This window comes from Runella sp. R5_40, assembly GCF_057652295.1.
Genome location: NZ_JBYFCH010000012.1, coordinates 126,686 through 143,915 on the forward strand (window position 1 = coordinate 126,686; position 17,230 = coordinate 143,915).

11 protein-coding genes and 1 pseudogene are annotated in these 17,230 nt (G+C 41.4%); 7 read left to right on the forward strand and 5 right to left on the reverse strand.

Going from position 1 to position 17,230, the window contains the following annotated elements; translation table 11 throughout:
- Window positions 1–10 precede the first annotated feature (10 nt).
- From AC23N5_RS19925 to AC23N5_RS19945, 5 genes and pseudogenes are all read right to left on the reverse strand, one after another.
- Window positions 11–250: a hypothetical protein gene (locus tag AC23N5_RS19925; RefSeq protein WP_487756954.1), complete on the reverse strand. Its 240-nt coding sequence runs from the start codon at window positions 248–250 to the stop codon at window positions 11–13.
- Window positions 251–271: 21 nt separating this feature from the next.
- The gene (locus AC23N5_RS19930; protein WP_487756955.1) at window positions 272–811 is read right to left on the reverse strand and encodes a hypothetical protein; all 540 of its coding nucleotides are present in this window, start codon (window positions 809–811) and stop codon (window positions 272–274) included.
- 272 nt (window positions 812–1,083) lie between these two features.
- Window positions 1,084–1,578: a hypothetical protein gene (locus AC23N5_RS19935; RefSeq protein WP_487756956.1), complete on the reverse strand. Its 495-nt coding sequence runs from the start codon at window positions 1,576–1,578 to the stop codon at window positions 1,084–1,086.
- 107 nt (window positions 1,579–1,685) lie between these two features.
- Window positions 1,686–3,257: a TraM recognition domain-containing protein gene (locus AC23N5_RS19940; RefSeq protein WP_487756980.1), complete on the reverse strand. Its 1,572-nt coding sequence runs from the start codon at window positions 3,255–3,257 to the stop codon at window positions 1,686–1,688.
- Window positions 3,258–3,422: 165 nt separating this feature from the next.
- Window positions 3,423–3,863, reverse strand: a pseudogene (locus AC23N5_RS19945) (YWFCY domain-containing protein); the annotation flags it as partial.
- A 103-nt stretch (window positions 3,864–3,966) separates the two neighbouring features.
- Here AC23N5_RS19945 and AC23N5_RS19950 point away from each other — a divergent pair.
- The 7 genes from AC23N5_RS19950 to AC23N5_RS19980 all read left to right on the forward strand — a co-directional run bounded on the left by AC23N5_RS19950 (window position 3,967) and on the right by AC23N5_RS19980 (window position 17,102).
- Window positions 3,967–4,398, forward strand: a complete 432-nt coding sequence (locus tag AC23N5_RS19950; RefSeq protein WP_487756957.1) for a hypothetical protein — start codon at window positions 3,967–3,969, stop codon at window positions 4,396–4,398.
- On the forward strand, window positions 4,380–6,371 hold the full coding sequence (locus tag AC23N5_RS19955; protein ID WP_487756958.1) for a hypothetical protein: 1,992 nt from the start codon (window positions 4,380–4,382) through the stop codon (window positions 6,369–6,371). The genes AC23N5_RS19950 and AC23N5_RS19955 overlap by 19 nt, the downstream gene beginning before the upstream one ends.
- Before the next feature lie 191 nt (window positions 6,372–6,562).
- Window positions 6,563–7,447 (forward strand): hypothetical protein, encoded by an 885-nt coding sequence (locus AC23N5_RS19960; protein ID WP_487756959.1) that lies wholly within the window; start codon window positions 6,563–6,565, stop codon window positions 7,445–7,447.
- A 66-nt stretch (window positions 7,448–7,513) separates the two neighbouring features.
- Complete coding sequence (locus tag AC23N5_RS19965) at window positions 7,514–10,423, forward strand: T9SS type A sorting domain-containing protein (RefSeq protein WP_487756960.1); 2,910 nt, start codon at window positions 7,514–7,516, stop codon at window positions 10,421–10,423.
- 51 nt (window positions 10,424–10,474) lie between these two features.
- A complete protein-coding gene (gene porV, locus AC23N5_RS19970) occupies window positions 10,475–11,644 on the forward strand; it encodes a type IX secretion system outer membrane channel protein PorV (protein WP_487756961.1) in 1,170 nt (389 codons plus the stop codon).
- On the forward strand, window positions 11,637–12,080 hold the full coding sequence (locus AC23N5_RS19975; protein WP_487756962.1) for a DUF1896 family protein: 444 nt from the start codon (window positions 11,637–11,639) through the stop codon (window positions 12,078–12,080). The genes porV and AC23N5_RS19975 overlap by 8 nt, the downstream gene beginning before the upstream one ends.
- Before the next feature lie 24 nt (window positions 12,081–12,104).
- Complete coding sequence (locus AC23N5_RS19980) at window positions 12,105–17,102, forward strand: helicase-related protein (RefSeq protein WP_487756963.1); 4,998 nt, start codon at window positions 12,105–12,107, stop codon at window positions 17,100–17,102.
- The last annotated feature ends 128 nt before the right edge of the window (window positions 17,103–17,230 follow it).

Genomic DNA, 17,230 nt, shown 5'->3' on the forward strand with positions numbered 1-17,230 from the left:
TTTACGAAAATTATTCGTTTAAAAAAATACTGTTGTTTGCGAAAACCGCCATAAAGTTTTTAAGAATGATATCACGTTGTTCCTCGTCTAAATTGAACCAGTCGGTTGGGTGCTCGACCCTCAAACGAGGAAGCGTAAGTTTTAAATCATGTTCATCTATCCCCATTTCAACAGGTTCAAGAATGTGAGTGCCAAATTTCTGTTGAAGTTGTAAAATGAATTCTTCTTGGGCTTGTTGGGAGTATTTCATTAAAATGTTGGCTAGTTGTTGTTAAATGCGAAACCCTTTTCTAGTGTTAAGGTTGTCTTGAACATCTTGCGAAGGGGTTTGGCTGTTTGAAGTGTCGATACTGGGTGTTGCTTTTTGCTGAAATGATTTTTTAGGCTTTTCGACTTCAAATCGGAAAGTAATTTCTCCATTAGGAAATGTCGAGGATTGGAGTAAAATAGGACCAATATAGCCTACTTTTTTCCCGAAGGCATCAAACAATGGGAGGGATTCGACAACAGATTGTTCTTTTAAAATAGGGAGCTTGGATTTTGTAAAATCGTTAAACCAAGCCTGGGATAATCGTTGAAATGGTGAGAGTGAACTAAGATTCGGAGTTGGGCTCGATAACTGAAGGTCATTTTTTATTAAAACTTCTAGTTCAGGTTTAAGCCATTTTAGCAGCGCAATCCTGGTCGGTTCTCGTTCTTTGTCAATGAGTTGTTCCACTATTTGTGTTTCTGACAAAGATTTGGCAGCTTCCCTTAGAATTTTTGGACGAATCTGGTCATAAATTTTTTGGGCTTCTTTTTGTTTAAGCATCTAATAAATTTTATTTTGATTTAATTTCGCAAATTAACTAAATTAAAATAATTTAACGAAATTAAATTTATTAATTAAATTTTAATATCTTTTATAAACTAAAAAATGCCCAAATCACCGCATAAAGAAAGCAAGTTGAAGTCACACTAAATGAATGGATTATCAGTATCGAATGTTGCTAAATCACTAACGTGGGCTGTCAATGTGGAAATAAGATACCATGTTGCAGCATTACCTCATGAAGTTTTGCCACAACAATCAGAGCTTGGTAATTATGAAGGGGTAGGCGTGGTTCCTTTTTCTAATAGGCAGTAATACTGATAGGCGGTGTTTACGATAGAAGGGTGATACATGAATTCTTCTATCGAAAGCCCATGCTTTTTAGTAAAAGTCATAAATTTCAACAAAGTAGAGGAGGTGTTTTTTCCAAAAGAAAGATCGCGTAGCTGAAAGTATTCTAAACCAGCCATTTGAGCAATGTCTTTTACTGAAAGTACTCGCTCAAATTTGCCTTTTATTTTACTCAAATCGCCCTTAAAATGTTTGGTTTGGTCGTCTAATAGTTTGGCTTTTATAAATTGTACACATCCGCTAAATACTTTACCATAGTAAAATTTTTCGCTTTCGGGATGTGAAACTATCTGGCTGATTTTTTCAAAAATAACTGTTTGTTCTTCCTCGCTAAGTGAATCAAAGGAAGTGGAGCTAAGTTCTTGAATTACAACAAATTGTTCAGTTTCTGTTAACGATTTTTGAAGCTTTCGCATGATTTAATTGCAGGGTAAATTGTATTATGTTTGTAAGATAATGCAATTTAAGCATCTTATAAGATTAAATCAAACTTAATTATATAAAATAGTTTTATTTAATAAATCTACTTTTTTGAGGAGTTTGATATACCATTTCTTTTATTAATGGATATACCAAAAGAAACAGCTTCATTCTCGACCAGTTCTCTGACATCCTGTTTTACTTTTTGGTAGCATGAAGAGGTTAAATGCTCTCTAATGAGCCGCTTGGTAGATTCACTTTGGGTGGCATAGCCCTGAGAATAACCCATTTTTATAGCAAATTGCTCAAAATCCTTAATTGGTGGCAGTTGTTTATGCTTTTTTGTGAGCGTTTTGTCAATAAGAATTTGTCCTTTGAAAGTCTTCAAATCAACCTCTTCCCCAAAGTTATCAACTGTTTGACCAACAAATTCACCCTGTTTGAGGGTCGCGATTTTTGATGGAGGAATCACATCTTGTTGCTGAGTTTGTAAGTTAAGGGATGTATCAGTTCTTGAAAATGTAATACTTTCCTTCAATTGGTTCGTTTTACCAAAACGTTTTGACAATGTTTCAGCTGAATTAAACACGACTACCCCCGAAAAGAAATTGCCAACGGTATTCATAATCACTTTGGCTTCTTTGTCACCATAGTCACGAGTAAGTTGCTCAAAATCTTGAAAACCAAGCCATGGAGCGACTTTGTTGGAACGAGCAGTAGCAATTAAGGTATCAATCCCTTTAATGAACATGGTGGGTAATTCATCCCAAAACAGGGCCGATTTTAGTCTTCCCTTTTTGTTGACCATTTTGAGCATCCGAGAAGTATAAAGCGAAAATACGGTACCGTAAATTCCAATTCGTTCGGGATTGTTTCCTGTACAGAGAATTTTTGGGGCTTCAGGGCTATTAATATCCAAGGACAAGTCGTTGCCAGTCATTATCCAATAAATAGTTGGCGAAGATATTCGAGTAATCGGAATTCGTACGGAAGCAATTTGACCAGCGAGTTGCTCAATGGCGCCGTCTTGCCAAGCATCTTTGAATGGTTTTACATACACTTCTAAATCTTGGTATTTACTCATTATCTCAAACATAGAACCGTAGTCTTCGTTTACAAATTCAATAACGTGTGGGAATGTGCATACCTGTGATAGCTGTTTGTAACGATTGAGGGCATTTGTATCTTGTTCAATTTCAGGTTTTTGGGTCTCAATTTGATGTAAGTTTTTGTATTTTACACTGGCAGAACGCAAGTACCAAATAACGGCGGTTAGAAAGTTGATGGCTGATTCAACAAAAAAGTCGCCTTGTTTTTGTACCCAAGTTCGATTCAAATTCAACATGATGGTTTGAGCTGCTTCGTAGGCGTCCATGATGTCGGTCATTGAATCTGGGAAAAGGGGGTTACAACGGTGTGAGCGCTCAATATCATCGAAATTGATGACTAAAAATTGGGGAATGAGTGGTTCTCCATTTCCCTTTTTTCCCCAAGCATAAGGATTTTCGGCCAACGTATGTCGGTAGGCATTGTAAGCTTCGAGGGTTAAGTCAGGATACTTAAAATCATAAACATAGGCAGTGTAACCTTTCCAAATGGACTGCCAAATTGCGGGTATCAGTACCGCAAACGATTTCCCCGAGCCAGGGGTCCCTAACACCATTACTGATCGCATTGGGTTAATAATGTTTATCCAGCCTTGGTGCCACTTTTTCTTAAAGTAATATTGAGTTCTGAAGTGGATAGAGTACTCATTTTCAACGTATTTCTCATTCTGAGGAAATGTTTCGTTTTCTTCGTTAAAGATGTCATCATTTAGATTCCCCAAAAACAAACGGCTAGCGTATTGTAGCCCTTTTATAAGAAAAAATACGCCAGTTACAGTGGTGAAAATATAGAGTAAATGGTTGCCAATGTTAGAAATGTTGATGGGATAGTATAACAAAATCGTACTCCCGAAAAAAATAAAAAAACCAATAAAAACCGTCCTTTTGACCTTTTCAACGGTTATGCTTGACTTAAATGTTCCTTTTGACCCGAGTCCGTGAAAGACCAACAAGGCGAAAATAATAAGTTTAGACGTAAATGGGTTATTGAATAAGCGATATTTATCATTCAGTTTGCCTAAAAAATTTTTTAGAAATTCAGATAGCCATACGTAGTTAGAAAAAAGAGATAAATCAAACCAAAAGTGGTGGCATGACAGAAGTAAAATGCTGATAATGAGCAATAAATCAACGCCTTTGTGGTATGATTCACCATTGTTGGATGCGAGTCCCATATATTAAATTGATTTTTATAATTTAATTATATTTAATTTTATTGTGCAATAATATTATATTTGTACCGATTTATAACAACCAAATTATTGTACGGGCAAAGTAATGAGTTACACAATTGACCAATTTGTGGCCTATCTTCACCGAGAAGGTTTTGAGGCTGCTTCTTCCGAACGGACACAGTGGCATCAGTTTTATGACAAGAAATTAGATGAGCATGTCACCATTAGAGTGTATCTACCTCTATTGAAGAACGATTTCTTTTCGGCGTCTTCAGGGGTTAGGATGTATTTGTATCATGAAGTTTTACAACGATATGTTGGTGAAACGGCCTACTATGAATGGACAGACGAAGCAGATTTAGAAGATGCACTCAAATTGAGAATTGAAGTATTTAAAGGCGCTTATCTTTCAGGTCAGTACCGTAGTCCGCTGAATATCAATGGCTACGTTTTTAAAAATGGATTACAGCCTTATTGGGTTTGTCGAGAAACAGGTGGCACCTTTACTGATGAGGAATGGAAAGCAATGCAATGATGAAAGGTCTTTATTTGTTGGTCTTGATTTTGTTGGTTCGTACTTTGAATGCTCAAACACCCAGAATTAGAATAAACTCTTTTCTTCAGGGAAGTGGCACTGTATCGGTGAGGGTATGGAGTCCAACAACGGGCTACGATTATACAATGCAATATGATTTAGGAACACCTTACCAAAATCAAGACCCTGAAATCCCATCACCGCCAGCGGGGAATAATTATAGTATTTTGGTGACAAACCACTCGAATCAAAGTTTGTCATTTGCGCTTACTCAAACAGGGATTAATTGTGATGCTTCTCGGACTCGATATACGAATTTTGCAGGGCCAGATTACGGATTTGTTGATCTTTTGGCCAATGAAGTAATGTCAGGGCAGTCTTTCTATATCGCTAAAGACACCCTAAAAATTCGTACGAACGCCAGCTATGGGCAGGTTTGTACGCAAACAACTGCCCAAAATAGTTACCAAACGGGAGAATTGTTTGTGAATTTGTTTTCGGGGAATGGTTACATTCGACTTCAGCCAATTCGTTACATAGACAGAGTGCTGTATTTTTCGTCTGTTAATGAAAATTGCGTGTTAAATGGCCAATTTAAAGTGTATGTCAATGGAAACGCGGTTTCTTATACGCCTGATTTCTTGGGCTATGGGTTGGCATTTTTGCGGCTGAGTTCATCAACTGAACTGTCTGTAGGGGATGAAGTATGGGGTTTTAACCAATGTACTGGCCAAATTTCAAATGTCGAGTACCCCCGCGATGTTTTTGCCTATTTAGAGGTAAAGGATGGTTTTTCGCATACTGGAAACCGAATAACACCGACTTATTCGTTACCTCCTTATGGATTATACACAACACCCGTTGAGGTTAATCAATGCACGCCTGTAAAATTATCTTCTCATGTACTGTATGAATTGGGTTTGAGTAATTCAGGGAATAACGATAATACGTATCGTGAAGAGGGACCTTACAAAATCAACGGACAACTGGTACAAGAATCTGAGATGTGGCATGGATTTGTTCCCCCTAATGCGGGTACGTATATACAGCAGGGTAAGGTGTTTACTAATAATGGACTCATCAGCTGGTTTACTCGTCAGCCAAGAGCAGCACCTGTAAAATGGGAAGTCAACTACCGAGGTATCGTTGGAAATGACGAAGGAGATAATACCTTTTATATGAACGGTTCTGGCTTTGCCCAAATGAAAGATGACAACTATGATTTATTTCAGACTACTTATTCCGAACACGACTTACCAAAGAACAAAAATAAAATGCCAACTTCTAACCCTGCTAACTATACGTTGGAGGCGACAAAGGAGGGCGTCATTCGTTTTTGGCATAATGGCGTAAAAATCGACTCACTAGTGGAACGGGTTAAATTTGAAGTTTTGGGCGGAAAAGGTCTGCTGAGTGAGACGGGGTCAGTCCCGTACGGGAAAGAAGTGGTATTTACTCCACAAGACACGGGCTATTATTATGTAAAAGCTACATTTAATGGACAAATCGCCGTCAAACAATTGTTTCATGTAAAATCAAACCCTCCGAAATTATCGGTGGGAGATACGCTTAAAGTAGTGACAAATCAACAAGTAATGATTTCGATAACCAACTGCGCAGGAACTGTCAAATGGGACGATGGTAGTACTGGTAGTTTTATTCAATTTAGCGCCAAAGAGAGTCGCACGGTAACGGCGAGTTGCCAACCCGAGACAGGTTGTTTTACAAAAACGGTGCAAACGTATGTACAAGTAAAACCCCCGAAGCCGACTGTTCAAAGTTCATTGACGGACGTTTGTGAAAATACCATGGTTACTTTTAGTGCGGGAGGCTGTACGGGACAGTATTTGTGGTCGAATGGAGCGAGCGGGAACCAAATTACTTTAGTAGCAACCCAGCCGCAGTTATTGTGGGTCAAGTGTCAAGATACAGCGGGCACATCAGACCCCAAATTTATTCAATTTCGGAATTAATCAATTAACACAGGTCTTCCCCAAAGACATTTATCCAAAAACACACCTCCTTTTGGGGGAAGGGGGCTTATTTTATGAAAATATCAATTTGTGCCTTTTTTGTACTTCTATTATGGAGTTCAGTGATTGCTTTTGGGCAAGACACCACCTTTGTTACCATTCGTAAGTTACCATCAAAGGTTTCTCTTACAATGAATACAGATTCAATTTATCTCGGACAAAAAGCCACGCTAACTGCATCAGGTTGTGCTGGAACTGTTACATGGTCAACGGGACAAACGGCAGCCTCCATTCAGGTATCGCCAACTACTCAAACATTCTACAGCGCTTTTTGTACCTCAGCTTTTGGTTGTGTAGGAGTGAAAGATTCACTGAAAGTACTAGTAAGAAAAGCTCTTGTCCCTAAAGCTAGTCCTACGACGATTTGTGCAGGCGATTCTTCCGTTTTAACTGTAGCAGGTTGTACAGGTGGAACGTTGACGTGGAATAATGGAGGTGTTGGAACGAGAATAGTCGTAAAACCCAACGTGACTACGCAATATTCTGTTACATGTACTCAAGGAACACTGGGTACGTCACAACCTGTGTTAGTGACGGTAAGCGTCAATGCCACGCCAACAGTTCCAGTTTTAACGGCTAATCCTCAAAACGTAAAAACGGGAGAAAGTGTAACTCTGGCTGCCACCGGTTGTAGCGGGACGATTACATGGGCGCACGGAAAAACGGGAGCAAGTATTACAGAAACTCTGACCAAAACTACCGTATTTTCGGCATTTTGTACATCCACGCAAGGTTGTAAAAGCCCTACCGCCAGTGTCACTGCGGGGGTAGATTCTCCGATTCCGATTGTCAATGCAACGCCCAACGAACTTTGTGAAGGGCAAAGTTTGACTTTGAAAGTATCGGGTTGTTCGGCAACAGGTACGTACGAATGGCGAAATGCCAGCGACCAGCTTGTCAATAGTACGTCAACTTATACCCTAACTGTTATGGGCAACCAAACGTTAAAAGTTGTTTGTAAAGATAGCGCAGGTACATCCCAACCCCGAATTGTAAGCCTTAAAGTAGCGAACTAAACGCCCAAAAGTGGGGAGTAAGTATTGTTGTAAATAAGCAGCTATTCCCCACAAAAACTTTACTAGATGATTTCAAGAATTGTTTATTTAACGCTGTTGAGTCTGGGACTACTGTTGGTAATGTCGCAAAATTCTCAAGCGCAAGATTCTCTGTATGTAATTGTGGGTCAAACGCCTCCTGCGCCGTTGCTTTCCGCCAACAAAAACCCAGCTAATGTCAATGAAAAAGTGGTACTTGTGGCCAATGGTTGTACAGGACAAGTGGTTTGGTCTGACGCAACCATTGGCGCAAGTCGTATCGTAGCTTTGGAACGAACCACAGAGTTTAGGGCGAGGTGTGTCACAGCCCAACGGTGTACCAGTTCAGAAACTAAATTAGAAGTGCAGGTAAAACTTTCACCCCCACAAATCGAAGGATTAAAAGAAGTCTGTGAGGGACAAAATGTGACATTGACTGCGCGTGGGTGCCCGCAAGAAACGCGTTGGCAAGACGAGGGCGTTGGAGAAGTTCGGACATTTCGACCCTCGGTAACGACGACTTACTATGCAAAATGTATTCAGAATGGCTTGGTGTCAAATAACGCCGACGTTTTGGTGACAGTTAATTCTAAGCCAGCTCCGCCTACAATAACAAAGAATGAACAGACAGCAGACAATGTAAATGAGATTTCATTACATGCCAATTGCAATGGAGCAACTGTTAGGTGGGATAACGGCTCAACGCAACCCAGTATCAATGTCATACCAGTTCTTGCAACCAACACATATTCCGCAGTATGTATCTCACCCCAAGGGTGTCAGAGTGAAAGCACCCGTTTTACCTTATCACTACAAGTCAGTAAACCAGAATTAACAGTTTCTAATCAAAAGGTGTGTGCGGGTCAATCGGTTTCTTTGATTGCCAGCAATTGCAATGGCTCATATGTTTGGTCTTCGGGGGAAAGTACTGCAGTCATCAACCCAATAGTGAGCAATACCAGTCAGTTTTGGGTGAAATGTAAGACGAGTGCGGGGCTATCTGAACCCACATCGGTAACGATAGAAATTATCCCAACCCCAACTTCTCCCGTGCTTACGGCACAACCTAGTTCATTGCTATTTGGACAATCAACTCAAATAACCGCATTTGGTTGTAATGGAGTGGTAAAGTGGTCAAATCAAACTACAGGTAATACCTTACGTGTAACACCTAATGGAACCAGTACGTATGAAGCCTATTGTGAAACCCAAACGGGGTGCCGAAGTGCTACGTCTAGTGTTGTAGTGACGGTTTATCCATCTACCACGAGACTGATAGCAGCGCCTGCGGCCATTTGTGCAGGTGAAAAAACCAGTTTAAAAGCCATTGGTTGCAAAGGAACGGTAACGTGGTTGTTTGGCTATAAGGGGGATAGCGTGCAAGTTGCTCCGACGCGGACAACCACCTACTTTGCCGTATGCCAAACGGGCGACGTGAAAGATACGAATGCAGTAGAAGTCTTGGTTTACCCTTTGCCCAATGAACCAACGCTAACGGCAAACAAAACGCAACTCCAAAGTGGAGAGTTAGTGGTGTTAAATTCACAAGGTTGTAGTTACCGAACAATATGGGATACAGGCATTGTAGGTGAGAAAATACAACTATTCCCCCAAATTTCGACGGAATATGCGGCTTATTGCCAGAGTGAAAAAGGCTGTGTGGGAAAAATGGCCCATATCAAAATCCAAGTAAATGCCGCTACCTTGACGTTAACAGCCAATCGCCCCAAAATATGTCAGGGTGAAACATCTACCCTTGTGGCAGATGGCTGTCAAAATGGAACACTAACTTGGGAGCAATTTCCTAACCAAAGGAGTAATTCCTTGCTGGTTCAACCAACTGTAACCACCATTTACAAAGCAAAATGTGAAACACTTTCAGGAGTATCAGAAGCAGTAATTACAGTGACAGTAAATCCTAAAACAAAACTTTTGGTTTCAAATGTTGAGTTATGTGAAAACGCTACGATTGATTTGCGAAAGCAAGTTTTGAATGCGAGCTCTTTTGGTAATTTACTGTTTAGAAAGAGTACGCCAAGTTCAGCTAATATCTCTTATATTCAAACACTTACTCAAAGTGGTACGTATTATGTAATTGGAACGAATCCTAATTCATGCCTCGACACTGCCCAAATTGCACTTATTGTTAACCCTAAACCAGCCATCCCTTCGGTAAATACCCCTTTGGACTCTGTGATGGCAGGAAGTAGTTATTTTTTACAGGGAAAGGGTTGTGAAAATGGAACCATACATTGGTGGGTCAATGACAAAAAAGAAACAGGAGGAAAAATCAATCTTGTGGCGGAACAAAATACCCGCATAAAGGTCATTTGTGTAAGTACGAAGGGTGGATGTGCCAGTGATACCAATTTCTTATCAATACCTGTCAAACAAGGAGTTCCTGCACTGGCCATTTTATCTTCAAAAGCCTGCGAAGGAGGAACAGTATCGCTTGAGGTAAAAGGATGTGCTCAAGGTTTGTTGGTAGGCACACCCAATGATTTTCGTATTCTGCCCGTCACTTTTTCGCTATCAGTACCATTAAATAGGGATTCAATCTTCTACAATGGCACTTGGGTTGGTACCAAGCTCAAACGGGGAGATTCCCTTTTTGTCGTCTTACCTGCTTACTGTTACACAGGCAATATCAGTTCTACGTTCAAAAGTACTCCTCGCCGCCTTGAAATCCCCATTCAATTTGTATCATTAACTGATTTGTATTTTTATCCTAATCCTGCGTCGGGCAAAATTCGTATCAAGGGGCGAGATTGTGTCAATGGGCTCCGCCTCAAGGTATGGGATTTGGTAGGGCGTCTATTGATGGATGATTATGGCATCAACGTTGACAATGAGATTGAACTGGATGTCTCTACTTTGGCTTCAGGGGAATACCTTTTGGAAATACAAACGGCATCGGGAGAAAGTAATGTCAGTAGGTTATTGAAACACAGTAAGTAAAGGCGTAATAACCAGTTAGCGAGGTGCAGTAAAACCACGAAAAATAAAAAAATGAATACTTGGAACATCAACAAATTCCTGTTTGGAGTCGGCATCACGTTACAGAGTATTTGCCAGGCTCAAATTAATACACAACGTATTCCAGTGTCCGCCCTTGAATATCTTTATATTGTCCCCGATGCACGTCATGGAAGCATGGGCGCTGGTGCTGCTTCTTCTCCATCGGCGTATAGTACGGCTACAAACGTAGCCGTACCTGCATTTTGTCAAGATTTTCAGGCATTTAGTTTGAATTATACCCCTTGGAATATTGACTTAGTGAAAGACATGCGAATGCTACATTTTAATGCTTACGGGCGTACAGATGAAAATGGGCGTTGGAATGTATCTCTAAGTCATTTTAACTACGGTAAAGCTGAATTGAGGGATGATTTTGGCAACTATCAAGGAGAAATTAGCTCTTACGATATGAATTTGCGACTCGCTCACGCACGTAAGCTGACCCAAAATCTATCAGTTGGCGTTGGTTTACGTAGCTTTTATTCTAACCTATTCAGTAGAATGGCGTGGCAAGGATTTCAATTACGGCCTGTTTTTGGGGTGAATGCAGACCTAGGGGCTTATTGGCGCCAAGAGCGTAGCGAAGAGCGAGACTGGTTTTCAGATTGGGGAATTAGTATTCACCATTTGGGGGGGCGGATCAGCTACGGAGATGATAAGCGGTTGAATTTTCAGCCTACTTTATTTCGGGCAGGAGTGGCTCTTTCGCATCCTATTGATAAAGAGGAGGGAAGAGAAGTACAGTTTTATTTGGATGCCCTCAAACAACTCGTACCAACGCCACCCGTGTATGGAGTTGACGGAAAGCTTGAGCGCGGAAATGACCCGACGAAGCAATCGGGAATGAGGACAATTTTTACGAGTTGGGCAGACGCCCCAGATGGGATTAAAGAGGAGATTCAAGAAATTTGGTGGACCATGGGAGGGCATTACCAACATAATTCAACTTTGGCACTCCGCCTAAATTATTTTACCGACCACCGCAACAAAGGAAATCGCCACTTACTGACCGTAGGATTGGGTTTGATGAATCTTAACGGGAACAAAAGTGCATTGAAGATGGACTTTGATGCTTCATACACTTTATCTGTAAAAGGGTATAATCCATTGAACCATTCATTTCAAATTGGCTTATTAGTGAAACGTCAACCAGATGAATAGCACGGATTTAGACTTTTTTGAACTCTACTTAACTGATTTTTTGCGGTCGGATTTTCCTGAGTTGTTGCAAAAATTGAGTTCATCAGAAATAAAAACCCTCTTGACCATGCGGGCGTCAAATGCAACCACGGTGTTTGAAAATGCTCGCCGAGAGGGTTTAACGGTAATGGCTGCCCAAGAAGTAGCTATTCACTCACTGGTGAAAGGTCTTGACTTCTCAATTTATAACTTCTTGCATGATACGTTAGAAAAAGAGTTTAAACAGATTTTTGAAACCCTCACTCAACAGCAGCGCCTTGTTCCCATTTTATTGTCTTTTTGTGCCCCTTTGAATGATTTTATTCTTCAGTACGAAATAGATGATACGCCTACTAAACAAATTAGGTACAGTTTGATTGTGAACACATTAAGTCAAGCATTGGCTAAAGTGGTTTGAGACGTTGGCAGCTAAAAAATAAACATGGCGTTTAATCCTAAACAACACTTGGTAACCAATACTGAGGCGATAGCTCTTGCGTTGCAATTGCAAAAAGAAGGAGCCAGTCCAACGTCTGAGCAAGCCGATTTAATTCGTCGCTATGCAGGTTTTGGTGGAATAAAAGCGATTTTACTGCCATTTGAAGACGACAGTGCTTGGCAAACGAAAGCAGATATTGAATTACGCCCCCTTATTCAAACACTGTGGGAAACAATAAAAAATGCGGTAGGCGAACAACGGGCCGAGGAATACTGGCAAAGCCTTAAAAATAGTGTATTGACCAGTTTTTATACTCCTCCAGCGGTGATTGAAGCGCTCGGAGAAGCTATCCAACAAACGGGATTTGAAGTAAATAACTTTTTAGACCCTTCGGCGGGATTGGGGCAGTTTTCGGAAGGGTTTCAGCAAAAAGGTTTATCCCTCCCCAATTCCCTTTTGATTGAAAAAGACCTGCTGACGGCTACGCTGTTGGAAACGCTGTATGCCAAAAATCAAGTAAAACAACAAGGGTTCGAAGACATCAGCAGTCGCTACTTGAATACCTTCGACTTGGTAGCCTCCAACATTCCTTTTGGAGATGTGGCGGTATGGGATGCAACCTTTGCCAACAGCAAAGACAAAACCAAACGCCAGGCTTGCCGAAGTTTGCACAGCTATTTTTTTGCCAAAGCAGTGGACGTAGTTAAAGAGGGTGGGGTAGTGGCCTTTTTGACAACTGATGCGTTGATGAATAGCCCAAGTAATGAGCCCATTCGGCACTACCTGATGCGGAATACAAATCTGATAAGCTCAGTTCGCTTACCTCACAATCTATTTACTGATTTTGCGGGTACAAGTGTTGGCAGTGATTTGATTATTCTCCAAAAAGATTCCCAAAAAACAAACTTTAGCCACCGCGAACGGCTCTTTACCCAAAGTCCACGGGGAGAGTATCCGAGCAGCCGCTATTACGAAAACTTGGGGCGTATTGTCCATACCCAGCTTCAATTTGATACCGACCAGTATGGTAAACCCGCGCGGATTTTCATTCATCAAGGGGGAAGCGAAGCCATTGGTCAAGAATTGAAACGAATGCTGGATGAGGATTTGGGTCAACACCTCAAACTAATTGTACCAACTGAAAAAGCGCGGGTTGTCATTAGTAAAGCCCCACCTACGCCTCAACTTGACCTTTTTGCGACGCTTCAACCAACGTTAGTGATTGAACTTCAGCTTTTTGAAGGCATAAAATACCCTCACTTAAAAGAAGGTTCGTTGGTAGAACAAAACGGGCTTGTGGGAAAAGTGTACGAGTTGGCCGAGGCAAAACCTTCTTTTCGTCCTCTGGAAATCTCGAAGACCCAACAGGAAAAAGTGAAAAGTCTGATTCAGCTTCGAGATAACTACCAACTACTCTACAATTTTGAGCAGGAATTTCAAGCCGAAAATGCAGGATTACGCCAGCTGCTAAATGAATCGTATGAGCACTTTATTGCCCAATACGGTCAGCTAAACCGCAAAGAAAACGTTGGAACCATCTTGCTCGACCCGCAAGGAAAAGAACTGTTGGCCTTGGAGCGGGTCAAAGAGGGGCAGTTTATTAAAGCCGATATTTTTGAACAGCCTGTTTCATTTTCCACAAAACAACGCATTGAGACGGCCGAAGATGCCCTACTTGCGTCGTTGAATTGGTTTGGGAAAGTCAATCTTGACTACATGCAAGAAGTGAGTGGTTTAAACGACGAAAAGCTGCTGAATCAGTTGCAAGACCGCCTGCTTTTTGACCCGATTCAAGACGAATATAAAACCCGAGAGATGTTGCTTTCGGGCAATGTTTTTGAAAAATTGAGGACGATTGAAGAATACCTCGAACAAAATACGACGGAGCGGCATCAGGCACAGGTTGAAAAAACGTTGGAAGCACTACGCGAAAGCCAGCCAGAAAAAGTACCGTTTGAACTGTTAGAATTTAATTTTGGCGAACGTTGGATACCGACGCAAGTATATCAAGACTATTTGAGTCATTTGTTTGACCTACCCATTCGGATTCAGTACGCACCATCTACGGATACGTTTACGGTGAGACCCTTGCGAAGTACCCAAAGTAATGCCAAAATTACCACTGAATTTGCCGTAAATGCCCAAACCCGCACCTACGATGGCCTAGATTTAGCAGAATATGCGTTGCTGAATACCAATCCTCACATTACCAAAAAGTTGTGGGAAAATGGCCAGGAAATGACGATTAAAGACCAGGAGAAAACCCAATTGGCGGCCAGTAAAATTGAACAAATTCGTCATCAGTTTCCTGTTTGGCTAAACGAGCAGTCAAAAGACCTCAAAACAGAGATAGAACAACGTTATAATCAACTGTTTAACTGCTACGTCAAACCACAGTACAATGGTCAGCACCAACAATTTCCGCACCTCAATTACAAAAACTTGGGGATAACGAGCTTATACCAAAGTCAAAAAGATGCCGTGTGGATGTTGCTTCAAAACGAGGGAGGCGTAGCTGACCACGAAGTAGGTTCGGGTAAAACCCTGATTATGTGCGTGGCTGCCTATGAAATGAAACGACTGGGTATTGTCAATAAACCCATGATTATCGGTCTCAAAGCCAATGTTCACCAGATTGCAGAAACCTTTCAATCGGCCTACCCAGAAGCGAAGCTGCTATATCCCCAAGCCAGTGATTTTAGTCCCGAAAACCGTGTCAAGCTATTTAATGACATCAAAAACAACCATTGGGATTGCCTCATTCTGACCCACGACCAATTTGGGAAAATCCCTCAGTCGTACCAAATCCAGCAAAAGACGGTTCAAGCGGAATTGAACAACGTAGAACTGGATTTGGAAGTAATGCGTCGCCAAAACAACGAAGTATCCAAGGCTGCTTTGAAAGGACTCGAAAAGCGCAAAGCAAACTTGACGGTTGAGATGGCTCGTATCAACCACCAACTCAAAGAAAAAAGAGACGATGTCCCTGATTTTCAGCAAATGGGTATTGACCACCTGTTTATTGACGAAAGTCACCGCTTCAAAAATCTGATGTTTACCACTCGCCATAACCGAGTGGCGGGTTTAGGTAACCAAGAAGGTAGCCAAAAGGCCATTAATTTGCTGTATGCGATTAGAACGATGCAGCAACGAAAAGGCAAAGACCTATGCGCCACTTTTTTATCAGGGACAACCATTAGTAATTCACTGACTGAACTCTATTTGATTTTCAAGTACCTCCGCCCCAAAGAACTGCAAAAACAGAATATTGTCAATTTTGACGCATGGGCTGCGGTATATGCCAAAAAAACTACCGATTTTGAGTTTTCGGTCACCAATAACCTGATTCAGAAAGAGCGCTTTCGATACTTTATCAAAGTACCTGAGTTGGCCATGTTTTATAATCAGGTTACCGATTTTAGAACGGCCGACATGATTGGCATTGAGCGCCCTCAGTTGAACCAAAAACTCATACACGTATCGCCTACGCCTCAGCAAGAAGATTTTATCCAAAAACTAATGAAGTTTGCCGAAACGGGCGATGCGACCTTGCTCGGGCGTCCCAAACTAATCGAAGGAGAAGAGGCGGCGAAGATGCTAATTGCGACTAATTATGCCAAGAAAATGGCCTTGGATATGCGTTTGCTCAATCCAAATTACGACGATCATCCCAACAATAAAGTGAGTCAATGCGCCCAAAAACTGGCCGAACACTATCAGCAAACCCTGCCCCACAAAGGGACACAGCTGGTTTTCTCGGATTTGGGAACGTACAAACCTCAGCAGTGGAATGTCTATAGCGAATTGAAACGAAAGTTGGTAGAAGAGTACCAGATTCCACCTTATGAAATCAGGTTTATCCAAGAGTGTAAAAATGAAGCCCAACGAACCAAACTCTTTGCAGACACCAACGCAGGCAAGGTAAGAATTCTGTTGGGCTCGACCGAAATGTTGGGTACGGGCGTGAATGTACAGCAGCGTATTGTGGCCTTGCACCATTTGGATATTCCTTGGAAACCCTCCGAATTAGACCAACGTATAGGGAGAGGGGTTCGTAAAGGAAACGAGATTGCAAAATTGTACGGCAACCAAGTCCACAACTATGTGTATGCCGTCGAAAAGACCTTGGATAACTATAAGTTCAACCTGTTGCAGAACAAATCGTTGTTTATCAGCCAAATCAAAAACTCCAACTTGGCCACTCGACGAATTGACGAAGGTAGTTTGGACGAGAAAAATGGCATGAATTTTAGCGAATACATTGCCATTTTGTCGGGCAATACCGATTTATTGGAAAAAGCCAAGATAGAAAAGCGGTTGGGCAGATTAGAGTCCGACTTATTGATTTACAATAAAGACGTGATAACGGCGCAACAGAGGTTGAATGCCCAACAACAACAGACCGAAAAAACAGCGCAAAAATTGGAGAGCCTGCTGGCGGACAGAAAGCTGTTGCGAGAAAAACAGGCTTATACCGAAACGGATCAAATTTCTGGCCAGCTTAAAGTGGCAGGCTTAGAAAGTGAAGACCCCAAAGAAATTGGTAAAAAATTGGTCAGTATTGATAAAAACAATCGTAGCGCTTTAGAACAAAAGGTGGGGGAATTACACGGGTTCCCGCTAGTGGTATCCACCAGTACTCATTTTGTAGATGGATACGCCCATAAGGTGAATTATTTCTCGGTAGTTTCACCAAATGGCGTAAAGTACCAACATAATGGCGGACAGATGCCGCGAACGCCAGAGTTAGCCGCGCAGTTTGCCCATAATGCACTTGAAAAAATCCCTAAATTAATAGAAGATCAGCGCAAGCGGGTAGGGGACTTCAAACGTGATATTGAGCAATTACGAGATTTTATATCGAAGCCGTGGCCCTACAAACAAGAGCTTACGCAGCTCCGCCAAGATTTGCAAAGCATAGAGCGTAAAATTCAGGATTCGATGACAGTAAAGGTTTCGGAGAAAAAAGAAGAGAAAAGGGTGGGGGTGAAGGTGGGGTGAAACAACCAACTTTTAGAACATATAAGATTCTTAGTGGCATTGCTTTCATATCAAACTCAGCGACATCTTCTCAAAAAAACATAGGTATCGCTAAAATTTATATTGTTTTTTAGCGATACCTATTATAT

Coding starts and splice junctions, on each gene's coding strand:
- AC23N5_RS19925 (WP_487756954.1), bottom strand. CDS start 250: ATGAAATACTCCCAACAAGCCCAAGAAGAATTCATTTTACAACTTCAA.
- AC23N5_RS19930 (WP_487756955.1), bottom strand. CDS start 811: ATGCTTAAACAAAAAGAAGCCCAAAAAATTTATGACCAGATTCGTCCA.
- AC23N5_RS19935 (WP_487756956.1), bottom strand. CDS start 1,578: ATGCGAAAGCTTCAAAAATCGTTAACAGAAACTGAACAATTTGTTGTA.
- AC23N5_RS19940 (WP_487756980.1), bottom strand. CDS start 3,257: ATGCGATCAGTAATGGTGTTAGGGACCCCTGGCTCGGGGAAATCGTTT.
- AC23N5_RS19950 (WP_487756957.1), top strand. CDS start 3,967: ATGAGTTACACAATTGACCAATTTGTGGCCTATCTTCACCGAGAAGGT.
- AC23N5_RS19955 (WP_487756958.1), top strand. CDS start 4,380: ATGGAAAGCAATGCAATGATGAAAGGTCTTTATTTGTTGGTCTTGATT.
- AC23N5_RS19960 (WP_487756959.1), top strand. CDS start 6,563: ATGAATACAGATTCAATTTATCTCGGACAAAAAGCCACGCTAACTGCA.
- AC23N5_RS19965 (WP_487756960.1), top strand. CDS start 7,514: ATGATTTCAAGAATTGTTTATTTAACGCTGTTGAGTCTGGGACTACTG.
- porV (WP_487756961.1), top strand. CDS start 10,475: ATGAATACTTGGAACATCAACAAATTCCTGTTTGGAGTCGGCATCACG.
- AC23N5_RS19975 (WP_487756962.1), top strand. CDS start 11,637: ATGAATAGCACGGATTTAGACTTTTTTGAACTCTACTTAACTGATTTT.
- AC23N5_RS19980 (WP_487756963.1), top strand. CDS start 12,105: ATGGCGTTTAATCCTAAACAACACTTGGTAACCAATACTGAGGCGATA.